The organism is Campylobacter parajejuni (assembly GCF_046764905.1).
Classification (GTDB): Bacteria; Campylobacterota; Campylobacteria; order Campylobacterales; family Campylobacteraceae; genus Campylobacter_D.
On the sequence record NZ_JBKORB010000008.1, the window covers coordinates 62,754 to 84,471 of the forward strand.

A 21,718-nucleotide genomic window follows, 5' to 3' on the forward strand; every position below is an offset into this window, starting at 1 on the left:
GCTTTAAAAATCATCAAAACTGATGCTGCCCTTAGAATAGTTTGTTACCTTACTTTCAAAGAAATTACTTTTTTGGTCATTAAATTTTGAAAAATCATCTACCCATTTAATAGGGTGTTTTGCGTTATATAATTTATCTAAATTGATTGCACTTAGTCTTTGATCTACAAGATAGTGGATGTATTCTTCTATGATATCATCTGTAAAGCCCATGATTTGATTTTGAGTGATGTATTTACCCCACTTAATCTCAAGCTCACCTGCTCTTTTAAACATATCATAAATTTTAGCTATATTTTCATCGCTAAATAAATCAGGTCTTTCTTTACGTACTGAATTAATCATATTTTGAAAGAGTAAAAGATGTGTGATTTCATCTCTTTGAATGAAGCGAATCATTTGGGCAGAGCCTAGCATTTTGCCCGCTCTTGCAAGGGCGTAAATAGCTGTAAATCCGCTGTAAAAATACACCCCTTCTAAAATTTGATTGGCCACCATAGCTAAAAGAAGTTTATTATCATCCACATCGCCGGCTAATTCTTCATAAATGCTTGAAATGAAGTCATTTTTTTCACGCAAGGTTTCATCGTGTTTTTCCATTTCATAGATTAAGTCGGTATTATCGCATATGGCTTCAACCATTACCGCATAGGATTTTGAATGATTTGCCTCTTCATAAGCTTGACGGGCTAAAACAGCATTGATTTCAGGGGCTGTGATGTAAGGATTAATATTATCTGCTAAATTATTGGTTTGAAAACTATCCATAGAAATAAGCTGAGACCAAACCAAATCATACATTCTTTTCTCGCCTGCAGTAAGATTACAGCGATAATCAAGAGCATCTTTAGTTGTATCGACTTCCTTTGGAAACCAAGTATTTGCTTCCATCAAATCCCAAAGCTTCAAAGCCCAAGTATATTTTGCCTTAGTAAAATTTAAAATTCCATGTGGATTTCCATTAAAAACTTTTCTATCATTTAAATTTTCATTTGAGCTTGGATTGTAAATTCTTTTTCTGTGCATTTTTAACCTTTCTTTATGCTTTGATAACTATACAACTTTGAGTTAGAATATCGTGTAAATTTAAACTATCTTTCCTTAAAAAACTAACCATCAAGCCAAAGAGTAAGCCAAAACTTATAATAAATATGAGATATCTTAGTAAAATTCTAAGAAAACTTAATTTTCTCCCTGTTTTTGTGTCAATCAAATACAAATCATAAGCCTTAAGTCCGGGACTTTGTGCTTTTTTTGCTAAAAACAAAGCCTGAATAAAACCAAATAAAAAGGTGCATAAAGCTGTGATAAAAGGGTTGTTTAAAAAAGCTTCTTTAGAGCCCAATAGAAAATAAAATAAATATAAAATAGGAACATAAATAAGAAAAATATCTATAAGCAAAGCTCTAAATCTTAGCCATCTAGAGCTAATTTTTGCTTTAGTTTTCATTAATTCCCACGACTCCCCGGTTTTATAGCTTTGCTTCCTTGTTTGCAAAGCGGACAATTTGTTTCATCGTAAATTTCAAATTCAAAATTCCCTAAGGCAAAAAGGGGCAAATTTTGGGGTAATTTTGCCTTATCTTTTACCTTTTCTTGTGGGGTAAATTTTAAATTTTCTACCGCACAAAAGCCACGATTTGCCAGAGCTGCAAAAGATACAACAATGCCACCTAAACTTTCAATGATTTTTGCACTTTCTAAGGCACTGCCCCCTGTGGTGATAATATCTTCGCAAATGATGAATTTTTCGCCCTTTTTCACTTCAAAACCGCGTCTTAGGCTCATTATGCCATTTACTCTTTCGCTAAAAATAAAACGCTTATCACAAGCTCTCGCAAGCTCAAAACCCGCTAAAATCCCTCCTAAAGCAGGAGAGCAAATGCTATCAAATTCTATTTTGTAACTTGCAATAATCTTTGCAAGTGCATCGCAAAGTTTTGCTGCTGATTTTGGATTTTCCAACACCTTTGCACTTTGAAGATAAAACTGCGAATGCTTACCCGAACTCAGTAAAAAATGTCCCTCTAAATAAGCACCACAATCTTTATAAATTTGCTCTAAATTCATCTTTAAATCCTCAAATTTAAACTTTCAAAAGTTCGCTTTCTTTATTTTTGACATTTTCATCAATTTTTGTCGTATAAGTATCAGTAAGTTTTTGCACTTCATCATAAGCTTTTTTAGCATCATCTTCGCTGATGGCTTTATCTTTTTCTAGTTTTTTAATCGCATCATTAGCATCTTTGCGTATATTTCTTATGGAAACCTTAGCCTTTTCGCCCATAGCTTTAGCTTGTTTTACATTTTCTTCTCTTTGCTCTCTAGTCATTGGAGGGAAAAACAATTTTACACTTTCGCCATCATTATTAGGATTTACACCGATATTTGCCGCAGCTATGGCACTTTCTATGCTTTTTAATAAGGGTTTTTCCCAAGGAGTGATACTAATAGTTGAAGCATCGCTTGCCAAGATAGTCGCTACTTGATTAAGCGGGGTAGCACTACCATAATAATCAACTTGAATAGGGTCTAAAATATGCGTATTAACCTTGCCTGTTCTTAAGGTGGTAAAATCTTTTTTTAAGGCTTCTAAAGATTTTTCACTTTGAGTTTTTTGTTTGTTAAAAATTTCATTTAGCATTATCATTTCCTTTAACTATTTACTTGAATTAACATCACTTGGAAGTTGTGGTGCGTTTGGAATAATAGAATTTGCATTTGGGGTAGTAGGCAGGGTAGGAACACTTGGAATAGTAGTGTTGCTTTCTACTTTAATTTTCTCTGCTAGAGAGTCCTTGCTAGTTTTGTTGTATAAATAGCCAAGAGAAATAGTATTTGCAATGAGTAAAATTCCCATAACAAAGGTAAATTTTGCCAAAAATCCAGCTGGTCCTTTGGCGCCAAATAAACTTTCATTGCTCCCGCTATAAGCTCCCAGTCCTATGCTTGAACTTTTTTGAAGCAAAACCGCTATACAAATAATTACAACGATAATAAATTGTAAAAGGATTAAAAGGCTTATCATTAAAACTTCCTAAAAATAATATTGTTTGAGTTGGGTATTTTAGCTAAATAAAGCTTGAAAAGTTTTGAAATTTAATATTTTTGTGGGAAATTCCCACAAAAATTTATCGGCTATTGAAGCTTCTTAAGATGTTAAGTAAAGATACAAAAAGATTAACAAAATCAAGATAAAGAGCTACTGCACCTTCAATTGGAGTTTCATAATTGCCACGGATAATGTTTTGCGTATCATAAAGAATATAAAAAGAAAATAAAATCGCTGCCACAGCTGAGATAGCTAAATTTAAAAGTCCGCTTTGGAAAAAGAGATTAAGCAAAGACGCTGCCACAACTACAATTAAAACAATAAATAAAGCCTTACCCATCATAGTAAAATCTTTCTTAGTGTTCATAGCAAACACACTAAGTCCTGCAAAAGCAACGGTTGTTAAAGCAAAGGCTTGAGCGATGATGATTCCCCCCGCTGGTAAAGCTAAAACCGAAATAAGCAAAGGTGTGAGCGTTAGCCCTGAAACAAAGGTAAAGGCAAAAAGCAAAACAAGATTTAATGGAGCTTCTCTTTTTTTCCATTGCAATGCAAATAAAAGCCCAATTTCAACTGCAAAAAGTATCCAAAAAGTTACTTGTGATTGTATAAAAAATGATGCTAAAGCAAAAATTCCCACATAAGCACCCACCGTTGCAGCTAAGAGTGAAGCGGCAAAAAGTTGATAAGTTTGCTTGATAAAAATACTTAACTCACTTGAACGTGTATTTTCAAATTCTTTTGATTTTGAATAGTCTCTATCGTAAAGACTCATAAATTCTCCTTGCAAAATTGTTAGATTTTTTAAAATCTTGAACGAAGTCTAACATATTAGACTAAATAAAAAGTTAATTTATAATATCTTAAATGCTTAAATGAAATCTTTGCTGAAATTTTGTTATAATTTCAAGATTTTAGTTTCAGGTTGGTTTTATGGAAAATCTTATTAGCGGTGCGATTAAATTTATGCAAGAGGATTTTAAAGAGCACGAGGAGCTTTTTGAAAGCCTTAAAAATAAGCAAAATCCCCATACTCTTTTTATAGGTTGTTCTGATTCTAGAGTAATTCCAAATTTAATTACAAATACGGGTCCGGGTGAGCTTTTTGTCGTACGCAATATAGCCAATATCATTCCACCTTACCGTGTAGGAAGTGATTATTTAGCCACGACCTCAGCCATAGAATACGCCATTAATACCTTAGGTGTGAAAAATATAGTCGTTTGCGGACATAGCAATTGCGGGGGTTGCAACTATCTTTACCACCCTGATGAAGAGCTTGATAAAATCCCCAATGTCAAAAAATGGCTGAGTTTAATCGAACCCATAAAAAAAGATGTGCTGATTTTTGCAAGAGATGATTTAGCTATGAGGGCGTGGCTTACAGAAAAGCTAAATTTAGTCAATTCCTTGCAAAATATACTCACTTACCCCGGAGTCAAAGAAGGCTTAGATGAAGGAAAACTTGAGGTTCACGCTTGGTATTATATCATCGAAACGGGTGAAATTTACGAATATGATTTTAAAGCAAGAATTTTTACTTTAATTCAAGATAGGAAAGTTCAATGAAAAAGATTATCTTCGGTTTATGTTTTTTGATTTTGTCCCTTGTGGCACAAGAATTTCGATTTATCGATACAAATTTCAGCAAAGAAGATAAGGGAATTTACACTCTGGTTGAAAAATATGTTGATATCAACAATCAAATTAGAGAATTTAAAAAAAATAATGATGAAAATTCAAGTGCTTTTAATGGTATTTTAAACGAATTTGAAGAAGACAAAAAGGTCATTTTAGCAAAAATACCCGATGTCATAGCAGGACAAAAAATCAATGAAGAAGCTGTGAGTAAGTTTTTAAAGGCCAAACAAGAATTACTAGACATCCAAAAAAAGAATATTAATAAGCCTTATATTTACGCAGATACTACTCTTAATCTTATTTATTTTAATATTGTCGAAAGCTTTTACTCTTCCTTGTTTGACGTGGAAAAACTCTTTAAAAATGCAGCAAGTAGCGAAGATTTAGTTGCCGCTGTTGATAAGGCAATGGAAAATTTACAAAAATCTTCTAACGTAAATTTTAACAGCCTTAAAAGCAAAATTACCGATGAAGAAGAATTAGGAAAAATCACTATAAAAGAAAGATATATCAACAATGTTGTGGATTCTTATTCTGAAATCCTTAAATATTTACGCTCTAATGCTAGTTTGCTTGAAAGCAATTATCTTTTTTCATTACTTGGACTTCAAGTTTGGATAGATACTATCAACAATGCAGTGGGAATAAATTTTGTTAATATTGGAAAAATAGTAATTTCTGCCTTAGTTTTGATATTTTTCTTATCCTTAAGACGCTTCTTTGCTAATATAGTGTATTTTTTTCTCGTTCAGCTTTTTTATAGAAATAAAAACAATATAAGCGATGTTAAAGTTGTTTTTATTGAAAATATTAAAAAACCCGTAGGCTTTTTATTGCTTGTTTATGCTATATCCCTTTGTCTTACCATAGCAACTTATCCTGCACCTTTGAGTATAAATTTAAGCAATCTTTTCCATATAATCTATACGATTTTGATTGCATGGCTTGTCTTTAGAATTTTAGATGGCTATGGAGTAGTTTTTATCGCAAAACTTGCTCAAAAAAGCGGAAAAAAAGAAGTAGTAAATTTAATCATCAAAATTTTAGACTTTGCTGTGGTGCTTATAACCTTGCTTTATATTTTGGCTCGACTTGGCTTTAATATTTCTGCTATTATAGCGTCTTTGGGTATAGGGGGTTTGGCTGTGGCTTTAGCAGCAAAGGACATTATTGCTAATTTCTTTGCTTCCATACTTTTGCTTTTTGATAATAGCTTTAATCAAGGAGATTGGATAGAAGTTTCAGGTGTCGAAGGAACCGTTGTTGAAACGGGACTTAGAAAAACGACCATTAGAACCTTTGATAATTCTCTTGTGTTTTTACCCAATTCTACCATTATGGGAGCCAATATCAAAAACTGGAGCAAAAGACGCATAGGTCGCCACGTTAAAATGTATTTAGGTGTTGGCTATGACGCCACTCCCGAAAAATTGGAGCAATGTGTAAAAGATTTGAGAGAATTTTTACACACCAGTCCCTTAGTAGCCCACGAAGATGATAGTGCCTTAAAATATGGTGATTTTACCACAAAATACCGCCAGAATTTAGTCTCTGTTAATGATTTAGAAGGTTATAAAAACGCTTGTTATGTGGCTTTGAGCGAATTTGGCGATAGCAGTATCAATATAGAACTTTACTTCTACACTAAGGCTATAGATGCCAAAACTTACAGAGAAGCTAAACAAAGTTTGATGTTTGAGTTTATGCGTATCATTGAGAAAAACGGCCTGAGCTTTGCCTTCCCAAGCCGTAGCATTTATATAGAAAATTTACCGCCCCTTGATTTAAGCCCTAAGGCTTAAATCTCACACGGGCATAACGCGTATATTAGGGCTTAATTCTTCTTGTAAAATGGTTTCAATGGCATAAAGAGTAGCCCCACTTCCACTAGAACAACCACTACAAGCTCCTAAATAGCGAATATAAATATCAATAGCCTTTCCTTCAGCCTTTTGTATATCTATCACTTCTAAATCTCCCCCATCATTTTGAAGCATAGGGCGAATTTCAGTGTCTAAAACCGCTTCAACCGCTTTAAGCTGTCCTACCATAGTCATCTCGTCAAAAGCTACATCACTTTTCATAGAATTTTTAAGCTTTTCTCTATCCATCTCAGCCCTAGTTTCTGCTAAAATATCGACTAGATAATGCTCTCTTTTTTCGTGTCCGCCCGGTTTGATACAGGATTTACAAAAAGCACCTGCTTTAGTGTATTGTGTGATTTCTTCTACGGAATGCAAGTCATTAAGCTTAATAACTTCTTTAATAGTTCCAAGACTTACTCTGGCACATTCGCAAACTATAATTTGGTCTTCAAAATCTTCAGGGCTTATACCCTTATAATGTGCAGCAGCCTGTTTAATCACATCATAAGCCATAACCGAGCAGTGCATTTTTTGAGGCGGCACAGCTGGGGTTTCTGGATTATCTCTCATTGCAAATTCCACATCTAAATTTGTAATTTTTACAGCTTCATCGACAGTCTTTCCTATACAAAGATCTACCATAGTATCGCTACTTGCTATGGCTGTGCCACAGCCAAAACTTTTAAATTTAGCATCGATAATTTTATCGGTTTTCTCATCTACAAGCCAAAAAAGTCTTACCGCATCCCCACAACTTTCCGCACCAAAGTCCGCTACTATGAGCTTAGCATTGCGTGCCTTAGCATCTTCTTCGCTAAATTCTCCCATATGCAAAGGATTATTCATTCTATCTTGAACTTTTTGAGAATACTCATCCCAAATTGAACCACCAATTAAACTATTTTTTCCCATTTTTTATCCTTATTTATAATTATTTGGATTATAAGCATAAGTGCAAGAAATAGCCCTTAAACGCTCTGTTGCTGTTCTAATTTGTTTTATAGCATAATCAATTTCTTCTTCAGTATTAAAACGCGATAAAGAAAGTCTTAAAGCTGTGTGTGCTAAATCATTTTCCGCTCCTATGGCTTCCATAATAGGATTGCTTTCTAAAGCTTCGCTTGCACAGGCTGAACCCGTGCTTGCCGCTATGCCGTTTTTATTCAAATCCCAAAGCATAGCCTCACCTTCAACGCCCTTAATACTTGCTAAAATCGTATTAGGAACGCGGTTTTGTCTGCTACCTACTACGCTAGTATCGGGTATGGCTAGAATTTCATCTTCAAGCTTATCTCTTAAACGACGGATATGAGAGTCTTCAAAATCAAGCATAGTGTTTGCAATTCTTAAAGCCTCGCCCATAGCCACTATATAAGGCACATTTAAAGTTCCACTTCTCCTGCCCCCCATATGCTCACCTCCGTGTAAAAGCGGAGTAAGTCCAACACCTTTTTTAATAAAAAGCCCACCCACACCTTTAGGCCCGTGGAATTTATGAGCTGAAAAGGAAGCAAAATCCACATCCACTTGGCCTAAATTGACCTTGATTTTACCCACAGCCTGAGTGGCATCGGTGTGAAATAAAGCGCCAAATTCGTGAGCAAGTTCCGCCATAGCCTTAATGTCAAAAATCATCCCCGTTTCATTATTTGCCCACATAACGCTTACAAGTGCGGTTTTATCGCTTATAACCTTGCGTAAATCCTCTATCGTAGAAACCCCTTCTTCATTGACTGGAAGTTCTATAATCTTCACTCCAAGACTTTTCAAAAAATAAGCAGCAGCAGTAACAGCAGGGTGTTCTACGCTAGAAATAATCACCTCATTGCGTTCCTTATCCAAAATATGGTCAAAATACACCCCCTTAAGCACCCAGTTAATGCTCTCTGTCGCACAGGAAGTTATAACTATATCGTCTAAATCACTTGCCCCAAGCCCTACATAAAGCTTATCCAGTGCTTCTCTTAGAGCAGGATGTGTGGCACTTCCGTATTGATGTAAGCTATTGGGATTTCCATACATATCTTTTAAAAAAGGCAACATCAACTCATAAGCATTAGGGTCAAGCATTGTTGTTGCATTGTTATCTAAATATACTTTCACTTCAAAATCCTTAATCTACCCTTAATTTTAATTAGGATATTTTTTATCTTTAATTTAAAACGGATAATAACAAAAATTTATAAAAATTAGGTTAAAAATTATAACAAAAATAAAACGCTAAAGTGAAATGTTTTATAAATTTTATATGGTAAAAATGAAAAATATTATTTTTTGAATTTTTCTTCATAATATTTCGCTATTTTAGAATCTTCGTTACTCGTATGCTCAAAAATAAAATCTTTGACTACAAGATTTAATTTTTCAGTCATAGTGTTGATAAATTGAGCTTCGCTGATGATAATTTCTTCAATTTTTAGAATGATTTCCCTATGGATTCTTGTGTGATGATTGATGTAAGGATATTCTATTTCTCTCATAAAGGCTTCTTCGTCTAAAAAATGCCTATTAATCATTATCAGCAACTCTTTTAAAACAATTTTTAATTCTTTTGGGTCAATATAATGCTGATTTATCGAAGAAAGCTTTTTTGAAATTTCAACAAGTTCTTTATGCTGGTAATCTAAAAGATGATTATTCATCGAAATAATTTTTTCATTATCATTCATAGTTTGACACTCGTTTTGTCTTTGAATATTTTTAAGAACAAATAATACTTAAAAATTCGTCTTAAACCATCACAGACATATAAGAATTTAGAATTTTGTTTAAATTCGCTTGTTTTTGACGGCGATTTAAAAAATTTTCCACAGAATTAAAACGCTCATGATTTGCTTCTTCTAATCTTTGCGTATCTTGGCTTTGGCTTTGATATTCTTTTTTAAGGGCATCGAAATCATTGCGGTTTTCTTGCACATAAATTTGAAATATAGAGCTTGAATTTGCAAATTCTCTCAAGTCCATATCTTTTTGATAATTAATATATTGTTGAAAAAATACAGATAATTTATCCTGAGTGCTTGTTTTTTTATCCACACCATTGACATAAAGATAAAGGTCAAAACTCATCTTTTTTTCATTATCTTTTTTAATATAATCTTCTATATCCATCTCGCCTTTAAGAATTTTTTGTAAATTTTGATGGGATTTAAGCTCCAAACTAGCAGGTTTCATAAAAAAGTTTGCTTCACTTTCATTCCTAGTTTTGATATCGTGATAGATAAAATTCATCAAAAGTCCTGATTTTGACACTTCTGCGTTTTTGCTTAGATAGGGTTTTAAAATTTCATTAGAAGAAGTGTTTTTTACGGCTTTATCAAAATGAAAATTTGTAATTTTATTATCTAGCATTAAAGCATTTAAATGGGCAATATGGCTTAAGGCTGAGTTTAGCTCTTCTTGGTTGTTGTAAATTCTTGAAATTGAACCTAGAAATTCTCCATTAGCTGTTGAAAAACCTGATGAGAGTTTTGAGATAGCATCACGGCTTAAATACGCGTTATCATCATTAGAAAATTCTAAATTAAGAGCTTTTAATGAACTATGATAAGTGTTTAAAAGATAAGGCAAGTCTATTTTATTATAGTTTAAGCTTTCATCTTCTTTTGTGAGTTCTTTTGCTATACTTCTAACGCTTTTAATGTTAATATCATAAGACTCTGGTATATTAGCAATTTTGTTTAAATCTTTGTCAAAAAAACCTTTCTCATCGATTCTAAATCCAAATTCACTTGCATAAGAAACCTTAGCAAAAACATAGCTTAGTTTTTCTAAATTTTTTTCATTTTCTTCTTGATTTAAAACCTTGCTATTTTTAATTAAATTTAAAGCAGAGCTATTTTGCAAGGGATTAGATAAACTTAGATTTTGATAGGGATTTGCCGAATTTATAGTCATTTTAAATCTTTCCAAAATATTGCTAAGTTCTTGGTAAGCAAAAGCTGTGCCAAGTTTTTAAAATTTAAAATTCAGTCAAAAATTAGAAAAAATTTGATAGTATTCAAGCTTTACTTTAAATTTTTAATCTTAAGTCAATAATCTTAAGTTGAAAGGAAAGCGTATGCCAAAGATGAAAAGCGTTAAAAGCGCAGTCAAACGCTTCAAAGTAGGTAAAAATAAAATCAAAAGAGGCTCAGCTTTTAGAAGCCATATTTTGACTAAAAAACCTGCAAAAAGAATGCGTAACCTTCGCACAGCTAAGTATGTGCATAGCACCAATGTCAAAGCTGTTGAAAAAATGCTAGGAATTTAAGTTTTTGACCCAAAGTCATTCAAACTCCCCTTGTGAATGAAATTTCAAGGGCAAGCTCCAATACGGACGCCACTTTATGAAAGGAAATAAAAATGGCAAGAGTAAAAACGGGCGTAGTAAGACGCCGCAGACACAAGAAAATTTTAAAATTAGCACGCGGTTTTTATAGCGGACGCCGCAAACATTTTAGAAAAGCAAAAGAACAATTAGAAAGAAGTTTGGTCTATGCTTACCGCGATAGACGCCGCAAAAAAAGAGATTTCCGCCGTCTTTGGATAGTGCGTATCAATGCTGCTTGTAGGCTTAATGATTTGAGTTATTCTAAATTTATCAATGGTCTTAAAAAAGCAGGTATTGAATTGGATAGAAAAATTCTAGCGGATTTAGCTATGAATGACTCCGCCGCTTTTGCAAAAATCGCAGAAGCTGCTAAAAAAGCACTTTAAGCTTTACTAAGAATTTCAAGCCAAATACTTGAAATTCTTAAATTTTAAACCCATAAAAATCCTTTGCATTTTGGCAAAAAATTTCTTCATTTTGTGTTTTATTTAATTTTTATTATATCTTAGCTAGTAAAAATACAATAAGTAAATTAAATTTGAGATATAATTACAAACTCATAAAAACGCTAATAAGGATAATCAACTATGATTGGAGATATGAATGAGCTTTTGTTAAAAAGCGTTGAAGTATTACCACCTTTGCCCGATACCGTAAGCAAGTTAAGAAAATATGTGGATGAAGCGAGTTCAAACATAGAAACTTCAAAGATTGCTGAGATTATTTCAACAGACCCGCTAATGACGGCTAAACTTTTGCAACTGGCTAATTCTCCTTATTATGGCTTTACAAGAGAAATTTCCACCATAAACCAAGTGATTACTTTACTAGGCATTGGTAATATTATCAACATAGTTACCGCCGATTCTATTAGAGATAATTTTAAAATCGATGTTTCACCCTATGGTTTAGATACGCAAAATTTCTTAAAAACCTGCAATGAAGAAGCAAGTTTCATTACAAATTGGCTTAAGGACGAAGATAAAAAACTTTCCCATCTTTTAGTGCCTTGTGCTATGCTTTTAAGGCTTGGGATTGTGATTTTCTCTAATTTTCTCATAAACAATCACAAAGATAAAGATTTTTTAGATTTTTTAAATAAAACTGCAAACAAAAATATCGCCTTAGCGGAGAATGAATTTTTGGGTGTTGATCATATTTCTTTCTTGGGATTTTTGCTGCACCGTTGGAATTTTGATGATGTATTGCTTGAAAGTATTTGTTTTGTTCGCACTCCTCATTCTGCTAGACAAGAAGTTAAAAAATCCGCTTACGCCTTAGCGATAACTGACCATCTTTTTGCCCCACACGATGGTTCTTCTCCTTTTAATGCAAAAGCTGCAGTTGCTTTAGTTAAAGAAGCAAAAACTCAAGGAATTGATTTTGACCTAGATAATCTCTTAGCTAAACTTCCTAAAAAGGCTAAAGAAAATTTAAATAAAGAAGACTAAAGAGCCTTTTTAAGGCTCTAAGACTTGTGATGAAAAGTTTAGTTTTACCCCCTAATGAATTTTTAGACCATTATATTTTAAACCGCGAATTTCACTCTCTTGCTGGAATTTCAAAAAACGCCTATAAATTTTGGAAAAATGTAGAAATAGGCAGATATCAAGGAACAAGGATTGTATTTTTACATAAAACTTGCATTTTAGAAAAGCACCAACTTGCTTTAAAACAATGCACTAATCTAAGTGGTTTTGTCCTAGCCAGTGCTTTTTGCTCTTTTACAGGACTTGCTCCTTCTCATTTGGTAGAAAAAAACAATTCTTCGATTTATAAAATTTTAGAGCTTAAGGAACTTTGTGGGATTAAATTTGTGAATTTAAAGAAATTTTATGACTTTTTGGGGCTAAATTATCATCAGCATATTTACATAGAAAAATGCCATTTTTTCAGCCCCACTCCTTTTGAAAAGCGTATTAAAATCACTGAGAGTATGTGCGTTGGATACTACTAAGATAGGAAAAAATAAAAGCACACAACAAAGCCACGATAGCCAAAATAAAAACATAGCTTCCCAATGAAAAACGCCAAATATTGTTTAAATTATTCAAAGCAAAGCTGTGTAAGAAAAAAGCAAATTGCGGAGTTAAACCTCCAGCTATAGCATAAGCGATATTATAAGAAAAAGAAAGCCCTGAAAATTTGATTTTCGCATCAAACACTTCGCTCATCATCAAAGGACAAAAATTCATCACTCCACCAAAAAAACACGCAAACAAATATAAATAAGACACGAAATTCAAATCGGCATTTTTTTGATACAAAGTATTAAAATAAAGCAAACTCGCAATGCCAAAAAATACACCAAAAAACACACAAGATTTAACCATACCTATTTTATCTGCCAAAACCCCGCTAAGAATACATCCTAGGCAAATAAGCAAAATTCCACCTATTTGAAGATAGGTTTGCAACGAAGCATTCATTTGTAATATTTCTGCCATATAGCTAGGCATAAGTAAAATCATCACAACAATACAACCTGTTAAAACCCAAGTAATCATCATAGAAAGAACAATCCCCATTTGAGCTTTTTTAAACACTTCTTTTAAAGGAAATTTTTCTAAAGCCTTGTCTTTTTTCATTTGTTCAAAAACAGGAGTTTCTCTTAAAAATTGTCTCAAATACGCAGAAATAATCCCAAAAACTCCACCCAAAAAGAAAGGAATTCTCCAAGCCCATTCGTGAAGTTCTTCTTGGGTATAAATTTTATTCATAATCAAAAACACCAAACTACCCAATAAAATTCCACCTACAACAGAAGCAGTTAAAACCCCTAAATAAGTTCTTTTTTTCCCTTGTGGTGCGTGTTCATACACAAAAACCCAAGCACCGGGAAGCTCTCCACCTATAGCTATACCCTGACAAATGCGTATAAGAATCAAAAGCACAATACAAAGAAAACCTATGCTTTCATAATTTGGAATAAAAGCAAGGATAAAAGTAGGAATCACCATCAATAAAATACTAATCATAAACATTCTTTTGCGTCCAAATTTATCGCCAAAATGAGCCAGTATTATTCCACCTAAAGGACGCACTAAATACCCTGCGGCAAAAATTCCATAAGTGTTAAACATTTGCCAAAAATTACTTAAATCTTTTGGGAAAAAATTGGTAGAAATATAGTTGGCAAAAAATACAAAAATGATAAAATCATAAAATTCTAAAGTTCCACCTAAGGACGAAAGCCCCAAAACTTTTATATCCTTTTGGTTAAGGGTTTTGTTCATTTTTAATCCATCTCATAAAATTCATCATCATTGCCATCATCGTCATACTCATAGTCATCATCATCGTAATTATAGCTTTTATGATGGTTTTGTGTGTATTCTTCGTCTTCATTCTCATAATCATCGTAGTTTAACTCTTCTTCATCTTCATAAGCCATTATTTTCTCCTTAAATAAAATTAAAAAGCTTATTTTATCTTAAATTTGTTTGCTTTTGCTATAATTTTAGAATTTTTTAAAAAGGCGAATGGATGGAATTAACTCATTTAGATGAAAAAAATCATCCCAAAATGGTAGATGTGAGTGATAAAAATATCACTTCAAGAATAGCTAGGGCAAGTGGCATAATCTATATGAGCAAGGAAGCCTTTGCTGCGGTTAAAAACAATACTGCAAAAAAAGGTCCTGTTCTTCAAACAGCTATTATTGCGGCTATAATGGGAGCTAAAAAAACAAGCCAAATCATTCCTATGTGTCATCCTTTGATGCTTTCTAAGGTTGAAACAGAGCTTATTGAACTCTCTAAAGATTATGCGTTTAAACTCATAGTAGAGGTTAAATGTGAGGGCAAAACAGGGGTTGAAATGGAAGCTTTAAGCGGGGTGAGCATAGGACTTTTAACCCTATATGATATGGTTAAAGCCATAGATAAAACAATGATTATTACCGATATAATGCTTCAAAGCAAAGAAGGGGGTAGGGGTGGTAAATTTGTGCGAACTTAAAAAAGAACCTAAAATCAATTATCCTACTTTTTGGGATTATAAGGTGATTTTGGAAGTGCATATTAGTGCAAGTGAAATTTTTGAAGAACTTTTAGGTCAAAGGGAGTATAAATTTAAGCATTCAAATTCAAGCACGAGTGGAAAATATCAAAGTTATTTGCTAAGCGTTTGCGTAACTAGCAAAGAAGAACGCTTAGAATTGTTTGATAAATTAAAAGCTAAAGCCAAATTTGTGCTTTAAGAAAGAAGGAAAGATGAAAAATACTTTAATTATTTTTGAAAATTCTTTATCAAAGCTCGGTAAAGACGAGGCAAGTGATTTGCTTGAGGATTTAAGTTTTAATCTTGCTTATAAGCAAATTTCACATAATCCTCGTGAAACAAAAAAAGTTTTAAATGCTCTTTTGGTTGAATTTTTAACTATTTTGAAAAAACTTGATTTTTTTAATGATGAAAATGTTACAAAAATCATCAAAGCTTTGGTTAAGGCGAGTGTTGTAGATGCGCAAAATTCGCTTTATGATTATATGAGCGAAGCTGAGTTATTAAATAAACAGATTGAAAATCAAAAGAATTTGATTAAAAATCAAATCAGCGATAATTTTTTTGAATTTGAAAATATTTTACAAGAATGCTCCTTTTGCGATGGATTTAGCGGGAGTTTAAATGATGCTATTTTATTTGATATAGAAATGCTTGGAATTTTAAAAGAAACGGCTGAAAGTGCCTTTTTAACTACCTTAGAAAAGGCTGAAGATATAGAGCTTACTAGTAGTGAAATCGCTAAAAATCTTGTGTATAACGCAATTTGTGAAGCCCATTTTGAAAAAGAAAGAATTTTAAAAATTTCAAGTATTGTTTTAAACACTGCTTTTGAAATAGCCAACGAAGCTATGGCTTACGCAAAAGACCTTTGTTTGGGCGTGATTAAGGGAACTAGAGATGGGATTGTTTTGGCTATGGAAAAATTTAAAACCTCACTGGCGTATGCTAATTTTGAAGAAGATGTGAGTGCAAAAAGCAAGGAACTCATAGGCATAGAAGATGATTTTATCGCTCTTTTGAAAAAAGAAATTCAAACACAAAAAGACCCTTGCAAGAGCATAGTTGAAAATTTATTAGAATACGAGCTTGATAATCTTTTTGCCAAATTTAAACGCCTTGCAAGTGAAAGTAGAGAGCAGTTGATACTGGTTTTAAATGAGATTAAAAAAAATCCTAAAATCAATGATTTTAATGAGCTAACCCAAAGAAAATTAAATCGCTTCAAGCAAGAACTTTTCGAACTTGAAAAAATAGCTGGGGAAAAATACAAAGATTTAAATTCTAAAAAAGCAAAAAAATTAGGCATTAGACTTTGGGAAAAAGCAAAAAATTTGATTAAAAAATAACAAGCAAAAACTCCCTTGCACCATTGTCGGGCGTGGTCTTTAAAAAAAAAAGGGGGGGGGGGTAAAAGGAGCAATGCTAAAAGGCAAGTTAGGATACAAGCCACAAATCTCAGCCCTCATTGCCAACGCAGTGAAGCAATCTCACTCCATAACCATCATCACAAGAATTTGACTTAGTCAAATTCGTGCTAAGCTAAATTCAAGCAGTTTGCTTCAACTCTAGTGAGTTTTCCCCATTGGATATTAAATATCTATTTCTATACCCACAGGGGCGTGGTCAGAACCTAAAATATCAGCTCTTATGAAAGCATTTTTAAGCTTGGCTCTTAAACCCTTTGAAATGAAAAAATAATCAATCCTCCAGCCCACATTCCTTTCCCTTGCCTTCATTCTATAAGACCACCACGAGTATTTTTCTTTTACATCTGCATTGATTTCTCTAAAAGTATCTATAAAACCAAGCTTTAACAAATCATCTATCCACGCCCTTTCAATAGGCAAAAAGCCCGAAGTATTGGCATTGGCTTTAGGATGAGTTAAATCAATTTCTTTATGAGCGGTATTGACATCGCCGCAAATTATAATCTCAAGCCCTTCTTTTAAAAGTTTTTCCAAATACAGCAAAAAATCCACATAAAATCGCATTTTAAAATTTAAACGCTCTTGGTCTTTTTGCCCATTGGGAAAATAGATATTAAAAAGGGCTATGTTTTTAAAACGATGCTCTAAAACCCTGCCTTCTTCATCATCAAAAAATTCACATTTTTTCACTTCGCACTCAAAATTACAAAGGCTCATCACACCCGAATATCCCGCCCTTTTAGCCGAATTAAAATACATATGCTTAAAAGGATATTCATAAATTTTTTTAGGAAATTTATCCTCGTGGGCTTTGATTTCTTGAAAACCTACAAAATCAGCCCCTTCAATTCTTAGCCATTCTAAAGCATCCTTATCACAAATCGCCCTTAAACCATTCACATTCCAAGAAAGTAATTTCATTTTTTTCCTTCAAAATTATAATAAAGCCAAAATCATAGCATAAAAAATTTTTATTTATCTTTACACATTATTAAGAACAATGACCTAAAATTAATGCTTTAAATACAAAGCAAAGGTAAAATATGCTTAAAATTTCTTGGTTTAAATTCACACTTTTAAACTCCATCTTACTTACGCTTTTAAATTTTAAGCTTCATTTTTTTGTCTATGAAAAGCTAGGTGAAAATTTAGGGCTGACTTTGGCTTTCATCGTGGCTTATTTTGGTTTGGTGCATATGATTTTATCTTTACTTTTTGTGAAATATTTGACGAAATTTTTTTCCATTTTTTTTATTATAGCAACTTGTATTAGTGTTTATTTTATGAGCTTTTATGGCATTTTGATTGATTCTGATATGATATTAAATGTAATGCAAACTGATACAAAAGAAGTTTTGAATTTACTCAATTGGCGTGTTACCGTTCTAGCACTTATAATCACCCTATTTTGTATTTTGCTCTTAAAAATTCGCATCGAAAAGCCTAATGGGGGGGGGGGCTTTTAAAAGCAGTGCGAACTAGAATTTTAAGTGTCTTGCTAGGACTTTTTATATTTTTGATTGCTTTTATGCCCTTTAGCAGAAGCTTTGTGCCTTTTTTTAGAAACTACAATGAAATAAGAATGTATAACACCCCTTTTTATCAAATTTACGCCCTGTATCGTTATTATGAGCGTTTTGTAAAGCCAAAACCTGAGTTTAAAATCATAGCCCCGGACGCTTATAAAGAAAATAATAACACCAAAAAACTTCTCATCTTAGTTGTAGGCGAAACCGCTAGGGCGGCGAATTATTCTCTTGGAGGATATACCAAAAATGATACAAATTTTTATACCCAAAAAGATAAGGTAATTTTTTTTGACAATTTTTCATCGTGTGGAACAGCCACAGCGGTGAGTTTGCCCTGTATGTTTTCTGTTTCTAAGCGTAAAGATTATTCAGGTTTGGAATTTCAAGAAAATGCTATGGATATACTCCAAAAAAGCGGGGTTGATACCCTATGGATAGACAATAACTCAGGCGGATGCAAAGGCGTTTGCGATAGACTAAAGCAAAAAGAGCAGTTAAATAGCGACTTAGATGCGAATTTGCTTGAGCCTTTTAAAGAAAAATTAAATCATTTAAGCACACAAAACATCATAGTGCTTCATTTACAAGGCTCTCACGGACCTACTTATTATCAAAGATACCCTGCCGAATTTAAGCGTTTTACCCCTACTTGCGATACCAATGAACTTTCTAAATGCGATAATGAAGCTTTGATTAATACCTATGATAATACCTTGCTTTACACGGATTATCTTTTAAGCAAAATGATTAAGCTCTTAAAAGATAAAAGCTCTTACCAAAGCTCTTTGTTTTATCTTTCAGACCACGGAGAAAGCTTAGGCGAAAATGGAATTTATCTTCATGGTATGCCCTATGCCATAGCCCCTAAATTTCAAACCCACATTCCTGCTATTTTTTGGAGCAATGATGAAAGCTTGATGGATTTAGCTAGAACACATAAAAAGCTAAAACTATCGCATGATAATCTTTTTAGCACACTTTTGGGCTATTTTGATATAAAAACAAGTGTTTATGAAGTAGAATATGATTTGTTAAATTCCAAGCTTAAGGCAAATCCGTGAAACCTAAATACCATCTTTTTAATAACGCAAAATATGCCCTAGAAGGCATTGTGGCTTTATTTAAAAATGAAAGCTCTTTTAGGATTGAACTTTACATCATTATCCCTGCTATAATTTTTAGTTTTTTCTTAAAAATTAGTTTTTTAGAGCATTTATTTTTAGTGGGTGTTTTGTTTCTCATACTCATAGTTGAAGCTTTAAATTCAGCCCTTGAAGCTTGCGTGGATTTAATCACAAATGAATGGCACCCAAAGGCTAAGATGGCTAAGGATTGTGCGAGTGCGGCGGTGTTTTTAGCTGTGCTTTTAGCTCTTTTTGTTTGGGGCTTTGTTTTAATAAGGCTTTTTTATGCTCTGTAAAAATTGGGAAAAAATTCTACCCAAACTCTTAGGAGTAAAACGCTTTGAGCTTATAAAATATTTTTGTGAGAATGCCGATGAATACGGCTTTGTGAGTGTTAAAATCAAAGAATTAGAAGGGCTTTTAAACCAAAGCAAACCCACCATCATCGCCACTTTAAATTTTTTAGAGCAAAAAAAGCTTTTAAAAAAGCTTAAAAATGGCTTTTATCAACTCCAGCTTGAATAAAGCCTAAATTTTAATCCATTTTGCTAAAATTTAATAAAAAAGGAGAGAAAATGACCCTAAAAAATCCTTTGGATATGCACTTGCATTTAAGAGATGAAACGATGTTAGAACTTACCGCACCTTTGAGTGCAAGAGATTTTAGTGCGGCGGTAATTATGCCAAATTTAATCCCCCCGCTTTGTGATTTAAAAGCCTTAAAAGCCTATAAAGAGCGTGTATTAAAAGCTAGTGGGGATGAAAATTTCACACCCTTAATGACGCTTTTTTATCAAAACTACACAGCCCAGTTTTTAGAGAGTGTCAGGGAAGAGCTTTTTGGCATTAAGCTTTATCCAGCAGGGATTACGACCAATTCTAGTAGCGGAGTGGCAAGCTTTGAGCTTGAGAATTTAAGACCCACTTTAGAAGCTATGAGTGCTTTAAATATCCCTTTGCTAATACACGGCGAAACTAATGATTTTGTGATGGATAGGGAAAGTAATTTTGCTAAAATTTACGAAAAATTAGCCCGAGCCTTTCCTAGTTTGAAAATAGTTATGGAGCATATCACTACAAAGACGCTTTGTAAGCTTTTAAAAGACTATGAGAATTTATACGCCACCCTTACCTTGCACCATTTAATGCTGACCCTTGATGATGTAATCGGGGGCAAAATGCAGCCTCATCTTTTTTGTAAGCCCATAGCAAAGCGTTATGAAGACAAAGAAGCCCTTTGTGAGCTTGCTTTTAGTGCTTATGAGAAGGTGATGTTTGGAAGTGATAGTGCGCCTCATCCTAGAAGCGAAAAAGAGTGCTGTGGCTGTGCGGCGGGGGTTTTTAGTGCGCCTGTGATTTTAGCTGTTTTAGCCGAACTTTTTGAAAAAAATAGTTCTGGGGAAAATTTACAAAAATTTTTAAGTGATAATGCTTGTAAAATTTATGATTTAAACTTTAAAAATGATAAGCTCATTACTTTGGAAAAAAAAGAATGGCAAGTGCCTAAGCTCTATCAAAACGACTATCATCAAATCGTTCCCTTTAAGGCGGGAGAAGTTTTAAAATTTCAAGTAAAGCGTTGAGTTTCCACCTTTAAGGTGGAAAATTTAAGCTTTATTCACGAGAGCGTCTCTAATGTCTATGACAAGATAGATGACAAAAAAACTAAGAAATAAGGTTATAAAGCTAGTTACCAAGGTCAATAAACCTATCAAAAACCCTACACTAAACATCATAAAAAGAGAATAAAGCAAGGCGATGATAAAAGAAACAGCCGCAATGATATCCAAAACTAAGCGTCCAAATTTTATAATTAAATTTTTAATCATTAAAACTCCTTTGAAATAATCGATGAAATTGTAATAAATATAAGCTTAATATTTTTATAAGTTATTTACAATTAAAAGTTTTATCTTAGATTCTATAGTTTCAATAATATCATTTTCAACAAAAGAGCTTACAATTTCTCTAGAAGTCGTGATTTTGTTCATACTTAAATGCCACAAGGCATTTTCTAAAGCCTCTTCCTTGCTTCTTTGAATTTGGCGCACTTCATCAAAGACAATTTTATGAAAAACTATATTTTTTTCTAGCAAATAAGCTTCTAAATCTTGTTTATAAAAACCTTTGAATTCTGTATTAAAATGTTTAAAAATAGGGTCTAAAAAATCACTTTTCCTATAATCAGCCCAAGCAAGATAAATTTTTATTTTAGCTAAATTTAAAAAATCTTCATAAGCTTTTGTATCTTCTAAGGCAGGAGACATACTTAAAAAAGCAATATCAAAGCTAGAATGGGGATTTTTTTGTATCCATTCTTTAAAGCTTAAATTTTCACATTTTATATGAGTGAAATTGAGTGTTTTAGCGTCTTCTTGCAAAATTTCAAGCATAGTTTTTGCACTATCTAAGGCTAAAATTTCTTTAGCTTCTTTAGCCAAATGCAGAGTCCAAACCCCCGTGCCACATCCTATATCTATAAGGCTTTTATCTTGAAAAGTAATTTTTAATTTTTGCAGATATTCAAAACTTTGTTTTTGTAGGGTGTTTAATTTTTCGTTATATCTGGCGTAAGTTTTGGCTTTTTTATCCCATAAATTCATATATTTAAAATCCTAGAACAAAAATCAAGCTCCCAAAGGAGCTTGAATCTTAAAACTTCTTCTTCTTCACATCTTCAAGTATATTACTTGCTATATCACTAACTGTATTAGAAATAACAGCACTCTCATTAGCAATTTCAACATTATCCTTAGTGGTTTG

29 protein-coding genes and 1 pseudogene are annotated in these 21,718 nt (G+C 33.0%); 14 read left to right on the plus strand and 16 right to left on the minus strand.

Going from position 1 to position 21,718, the window contains the following annotated elements; all coding sequences use genetic code 11:
• Positions 1 to 3 precede the first annotated feature (3 nt).
• The 6 genes from ACLL8X_RS07865 to ACLL8X_RS07890 all read right to left on the minus strand — a co-directional run bounded on the left by ACLL8X_RS07865 (position 4) and on the right by ACLL8X_RS07890 (position 3,827).
• A complete protein-coding gene (locus ACLL8X_RS07865) occupies positions 4 to 1,026 on the minus strand; it encodes a ribonucleotide-diphosphate reductase subunit beta (RefSeq protein ID WP_411990374.1) in 1,023 nt (340 codons plus the stop codon).
• Positions 1,027 to 1,039: 13 nt separating this feature from the next.
• Positions 1,040 to 1,450, minus strand: a complete 411-nt coding sequence (locus ACLL8X_RS07870) for an RDD family protein (protein WP_411990375.1) — start codon at positions 1,448 to 1,450, stop codon at positions 1,040 to 1,042.
• Positions 1,450 to 2,070: an orotate phosphoribosyltransferase gene (pyrE, locus tag ACLL8X_RS07875; protein WP_411990376.1), complete on the minus strand. Its 621-nt coding sequence runs from the start codon at positions 2,068 to 2,070 to the stop codon at positions 1,450 to 1,452. Before pyrE ends, ACLL8X_RS07870 begins: the two co-directional genes overlap by 1 nt.
• Before the next feature lie 16 nt (positions 2,071 to 2,086).
• On the minus strand, positions 2,087 to 2,650 hold the full coding sequence (gene frr / locus ACLL8X_RS07880) for a ribosome recycling factor (protein ID WP_411990377.1): 564 nt from the start codon (positions 2,648 to 2,650) through the stop codon (positions 2,087 to 2,089).
• Between the two features lie 9 nt (positions 2,651 to 2,659).
• Positions 2,660 to 3,028, minus strand: a complete 369-nt coding sequence (secG, locus tag ACLL8X_RS07885) for a preprotein translocase subunit SecG (RefSeq protein ID WP_411990378.1) — start codon at positions 3,026 to 3,028, stop codon at positions 2,660 to 2,662.
• A gap of 103 nt (positions 3,029 to 3,131) precedes the next feature.
• A complete protein-coding gene (locus ACLL8X_RS07890; protein WP_411990379.1) occupies positions 3,132 to 3,827 on the minus strand; it encodes a Bax inhibitor-1/YccA family protein in 696 nt (231 codons plus the stop codon).
• A gap of 158 nt (positions 3,828 to 3,985) precedes the next feature.
• Here ACLL8X_RS07890 and ACLL8X_RS07895 point away from each other — a divergent pair, with 158 nt between their 5' ends.
• Positions 3,986 to 4,621: a carbonic anhydrase gene (locus tag ACLL8X_RS07895; protein ID WP_411990380.1), complete on the plus strand. Its 636-nt coding sequence runs from the start codon at positions 3,986 to 3,988 to the stop codon at positions 4,619 to 4,621.
• Entirely contained in the window at positions 4,618 to 6,495 is a 1,878-nt protein-coding gene (locus ACLL8X_RS07900; protein ID WP_411990381.1) for a mechanosensitive ion channel family protein, read from the plus strand. Before ACLL8X_RS07895 ends, ACLL8X_RS07900 begins: the two co-directional genes overlap by 4 nt.
• A gap of 3 nt (positions 6,496 to 6,498) precedes the next feature.
• Here the strand turns inward: ACLL8X_RS07900 and ACLL8X_RS07905 are convergent, their stop codons facing one another.
• From ACLL8X_RS07905 to ACLL8X_RS07920, 4 genes are all read right to left on the minus strand, one after another.
• On the minus strand, positions 6,499 to 7,470 hold the full coding sequence (locus ACLL8X_RS07905; protein WP_411990382.1) for an iron-sulfur cluster assembly scaffold protein: 972 nt from the start codon (positions 7,468 to 7,470) through the stop codon (positions 6,499 to 6,501).
• Between the two features lie 9 nt (positions 7,471 to 7,479).
• Positions 7,480 to 8,661, minus strand: a complete 1,182-nt coding sequence (locus tag ACLL8X_RS07910; protein ID WP_411990383.1) for a NifS family cysteine desulfurase — start codon at positions 8,659 to 8,661, stop codon at positions 7,480 to 7,482.
• Positions 8,662 to 8,825: 164 nt separating this feature from the next.
• Positions 8,826 to 9,227 carry a hemerythrin domain-containing protein gene (locus ACLL8X_RS07915; protein ID WP_411990384.1) on the minus strand — a complete coding sequence of 134 codons (402 nt, stop codon included), beginning with the start codon at positions 9,225 to 9,227 and terminating at the stop codon, positions 8,826 to 8,828.
• Positions 9,228 to 9,288: 61 nt separating this feature from the next.
• Positions 9,289 to 10,455: a hypothetical protein gene (locus ACLL8X_RS07920; RefSeq protein WP_411990385.1), complete on the minus strand. Its 1,167-nt coding sequence runs from the start codon at positions 10,453 to 10,455 to the stop codon at positions 9,289 to 9,291.
• 163 nt (positions 10,456 to 10,618) lie between these two features.
• Here ACLL8X_RS07920 and rpmI point away from each other — a divergent pair, with 163 nt between their 5' ends.
• From rpmI to cheQ, 4 genes are all read left to right on the plus strand, one after another.
• Positions 10,619 to 10,810 carry a 50S ribosomal protein L35 gene (gene rpmI / locus ACLL8X_RS07925; protein ID WP_011989603.1) on the plus strand — a complete coding sequence of 64 codons (192 nt, stop codon included), beginning with the start codon at positions 10,619 to 10,621 and terminating at the stop codon, positions 10,808 to 10,810.
• A 92-nt stretch (positions 10,811 to 10,902) separates the two neighbouring features.
• Positions 10,903 to 11,256: a 50S ribosomal protein L20 gene (gene rplT / locus ACLL8X_RS07930; protein ID WP_411990386.1), complete on the plus strand. Its 354-nt coding sequence runs from the start codon at positions 10,903 to 10,905 to the stop codon at positions 11,254 to 11,256.
• 201 nt (positions 11,257 to 11,457) lie between these two features.
• Positions 11,458 to 12,321 (plus strand): cheVAW transcriptional regulator CheP, encoded by an 864-nt coding sequence (gene cheP, locus ACLL8X_RS07935; protein WP_411990387.1) that lies wholly within the window; start codon positions 11,458 to 11,460, stop codon positions 12,319 to 12,321.
• 26 nt (positions 12,322 to 12,347) lie between these two features.
• Entirely contained in the window at positions 12,348 to 12,827 is a 480-nt protein-coding gene (gene cheQ / locus ACLL8X_RS07940; RefSeq protein WP_411990388.1) for a cheVAW transcriptional regulator CheQ, read from the plus strand.
• On the opposite strand, the gene ACLL8X_RS07945 is transcribed toward cheQ, so the two are convergent.
• On the minus strand, positions 12,796 to 14,106 hold the full coding sequence (locus ACLL8X_RS07945; RefSeq protein ID WP_411990389.1) for an MFS transporter: 1,311 nt from the start codon (positions 14,104 to 14,106) through the stop codon (positions 12,796 to 12,798). The two genes, cheQ and ACLL8X_RS07945, sit on opposite strands and share 32 nt — an antisense overlap.
• A 2-nt stretch (positions 14,107 to 14,108) precedes the next feature.
• Positions 14,109 to 14,264 (minus strand): highly acidic protein, encoded by a 156-nt coding sequence (locus ACLL8X_RS07950; protein WP_411990390.1) that lies wholly within the window; start codon positions 14,262 to 14,264, stop codon positions 14,109 to 14,111.
• Between the two features lie 92 nt (positions 14,265 to 14,356).
• Between ACLL8X_RS07950 and moaC the strand changes: the two genes are divergently transcribed.
• Genes moaC through ACLL8X_RS07965 form a run of 3 tightly spaced genes read left to right on the plus strand, consistent with a single transcriptional unit; the run spans position 14,357 to position 16,221 of the window.
• Entirely contained in the window at positions 14,357 to 14,830 is a 474-nt protein-coding gene (gene moaC / locus ACLL8X_RS07955) for a cyclic pyranopterin monophosphate synthase MoaC (RefSeq protein ID WP_411990391.1), read from the plus strand.
• Positions 14,808 to 15,071: an HP0495 family protein gene (locus ACLL8X_RS07960; protein WP_411990392.1), complete on the plus strand. Its 264-nt coding sequence runs from the start codon at positions 14,808 to 14,810 to the stop codon at positions 15,069 to 15,071. Before moaC ends, ACLL8X_RS07960 begins: the two co-directional genes overlap by 23 nt.
• On the plus strand, positions 15,061 to 16,221 hold the full coding sequence (locus ACLL8X_RS07965; protein ID WP_411990393.1) for a hypothetical protein: 1,161 nt from the start codon (positions 15,061 to 15,063) through the stop codon (positions 16,219 to 16,221). The genes ACLL8X_RS07960 and ACLL8X_RS07965 overlap by 11 nt, the downstream gene beginning before the upstream one ends.
• A gap of 243 nt (positions 16,222 to 16,464) precedes the next feature.
• Here the strand turns inward: ACLL8X_RS07965 and ACLL8X_RS07970 are convergent, their stop codons facing one another.
• The gene (locus tag ACLL8X_RS07970; protein ID WP_411990394.1) at positions 16,465 to 17,223 is read right to left on the minus strand and encodes an exodeoxyribonuclease III; all 759 of its coding nucleotides are present in this window, start codon (positions 17,221 to 17,223) and stop codon (positions 16,465 to 16,467) included.
• Positions 17,224 to 17,345: 122 nt separating this feature from the next.
• On the opposite strand from ACLL8X_RS07970, the gene ACLL8X_RS07975 reads away from it, so the two are divergent.
• From ACLL8X_RS07975 to pyrC, 5 genes are read left to right on the plus strand one after another with little or no spacing between them, the layout of a single operon-like run.
• On the plus strand, positions 17,346 to 17,768 hold the full coding sequence (locus tag ACLL8X_RS07975; RefSeq protein ID WP_411990395.1) for a phosphoethanolamine transferase domain-containing protein: 423 nt from the start codon (positions 17,346 to 17,348) through the stop codon (positions 17,766 to 17,768).
• A 17-nt stretch (positions 17,769 to 17,785) separates the two neighbouring features.
• On the plus strand, positions 17,786 to 18,892 hold the full coding sequence (locus ACLL8X_RS07980) for a phosphoethanolamine transferase (protein WP_411990404.1): 1,107 nt from the start codon (positions 17,786 to 17,788) through the stop codon (positions 18,890 to 18,892).
• Positions 18,889 to 19,251 (plus strand): diacylglycerol kinase, encoded by a 363-nt coding sequence (locus ACLL8X_RS07985; RefSeq protein WP_411990396.1) that lies wholly within the window; start codon positions 18,889 to 18,891, stop codon positions 19,249 to 19,251. Before ACLL8X_RS07980 ends, ACLL8X_RS07985 begins: the two co-directional genes overlap by 4 nt.
• Complete coding sequence (locus ACLL8X_RS07990; RefSeq protein WP_411990397.1) at positions 19,241 to 19,480, plus strand: ArsR family transcriptional regulator; 240 nt, start codon at positions 19,241 to 19,243, stop codon at positions 19,478 to 19,480. Before ACLL8X_RS07985 ends, ACLL8X_RS07990 begins: the two co-directional genes overlap by 11 nt.
• A gap of 50 nt (positions 19,481 to 19,530) precedes the next feature.
• Positions 19,531 to 20,538, plus strand: a complete 1,008-nt coding sequence (gene pyrC / locus ACLL8X_RS07995) for a dihydroorotase (RefSeq protein ID WP_411990398.1) — start codon at positions 19,531 to 19,533, stop codon at positions 20,536 to 20,538.
• A gap of 24 nt (positions 20,539 to 20,562) precedes the next feature.
• On the opposite strand, the gene ACLL8X_RS08000 is transcribed toward pyrC, so the two are convergent.
• From ACLL8X_RS08000 to ACLL8X_RS08010, 3 genes and pseudogenes are all read right to left on the minus strand, one after another.
• The gene (locus ACLL8X_RS08000) at positions 20,563 to 20,784 is read right to left on the minus strand and encodes a hypothetical protein (protein ID WP_411990399.1); all 222 of its coding nucleotides are present in this window, start codon (positions 20,782 to 20,784) and stop codon (positions 20,563 to 20,565) included.
• Positions 20,785 to 20,838: 54 nt separating this feature from the next.
• The gene (locus ACLL8X_RS08005) at positions 20,839 to 21,558 is read right to left on the minus strand and encodes a class I SAM-dependent methyltransferase (protein ID WP_411990400.1); all 720 of its coding nucleotides are present in this window, start codon (positions 21,556 to 21,558) and stop codon (positions 20,839 to 20,841) included.
• Between the two features lie 49 nt (positions 21,559 to 21,607).
• Positions 21,608 to 21,718 (minus strand): annotated as a pseudogene (locus tag ACLL8X_RS08010) (methyl-accepting chemotaxis protein); the annotation flags it as partial.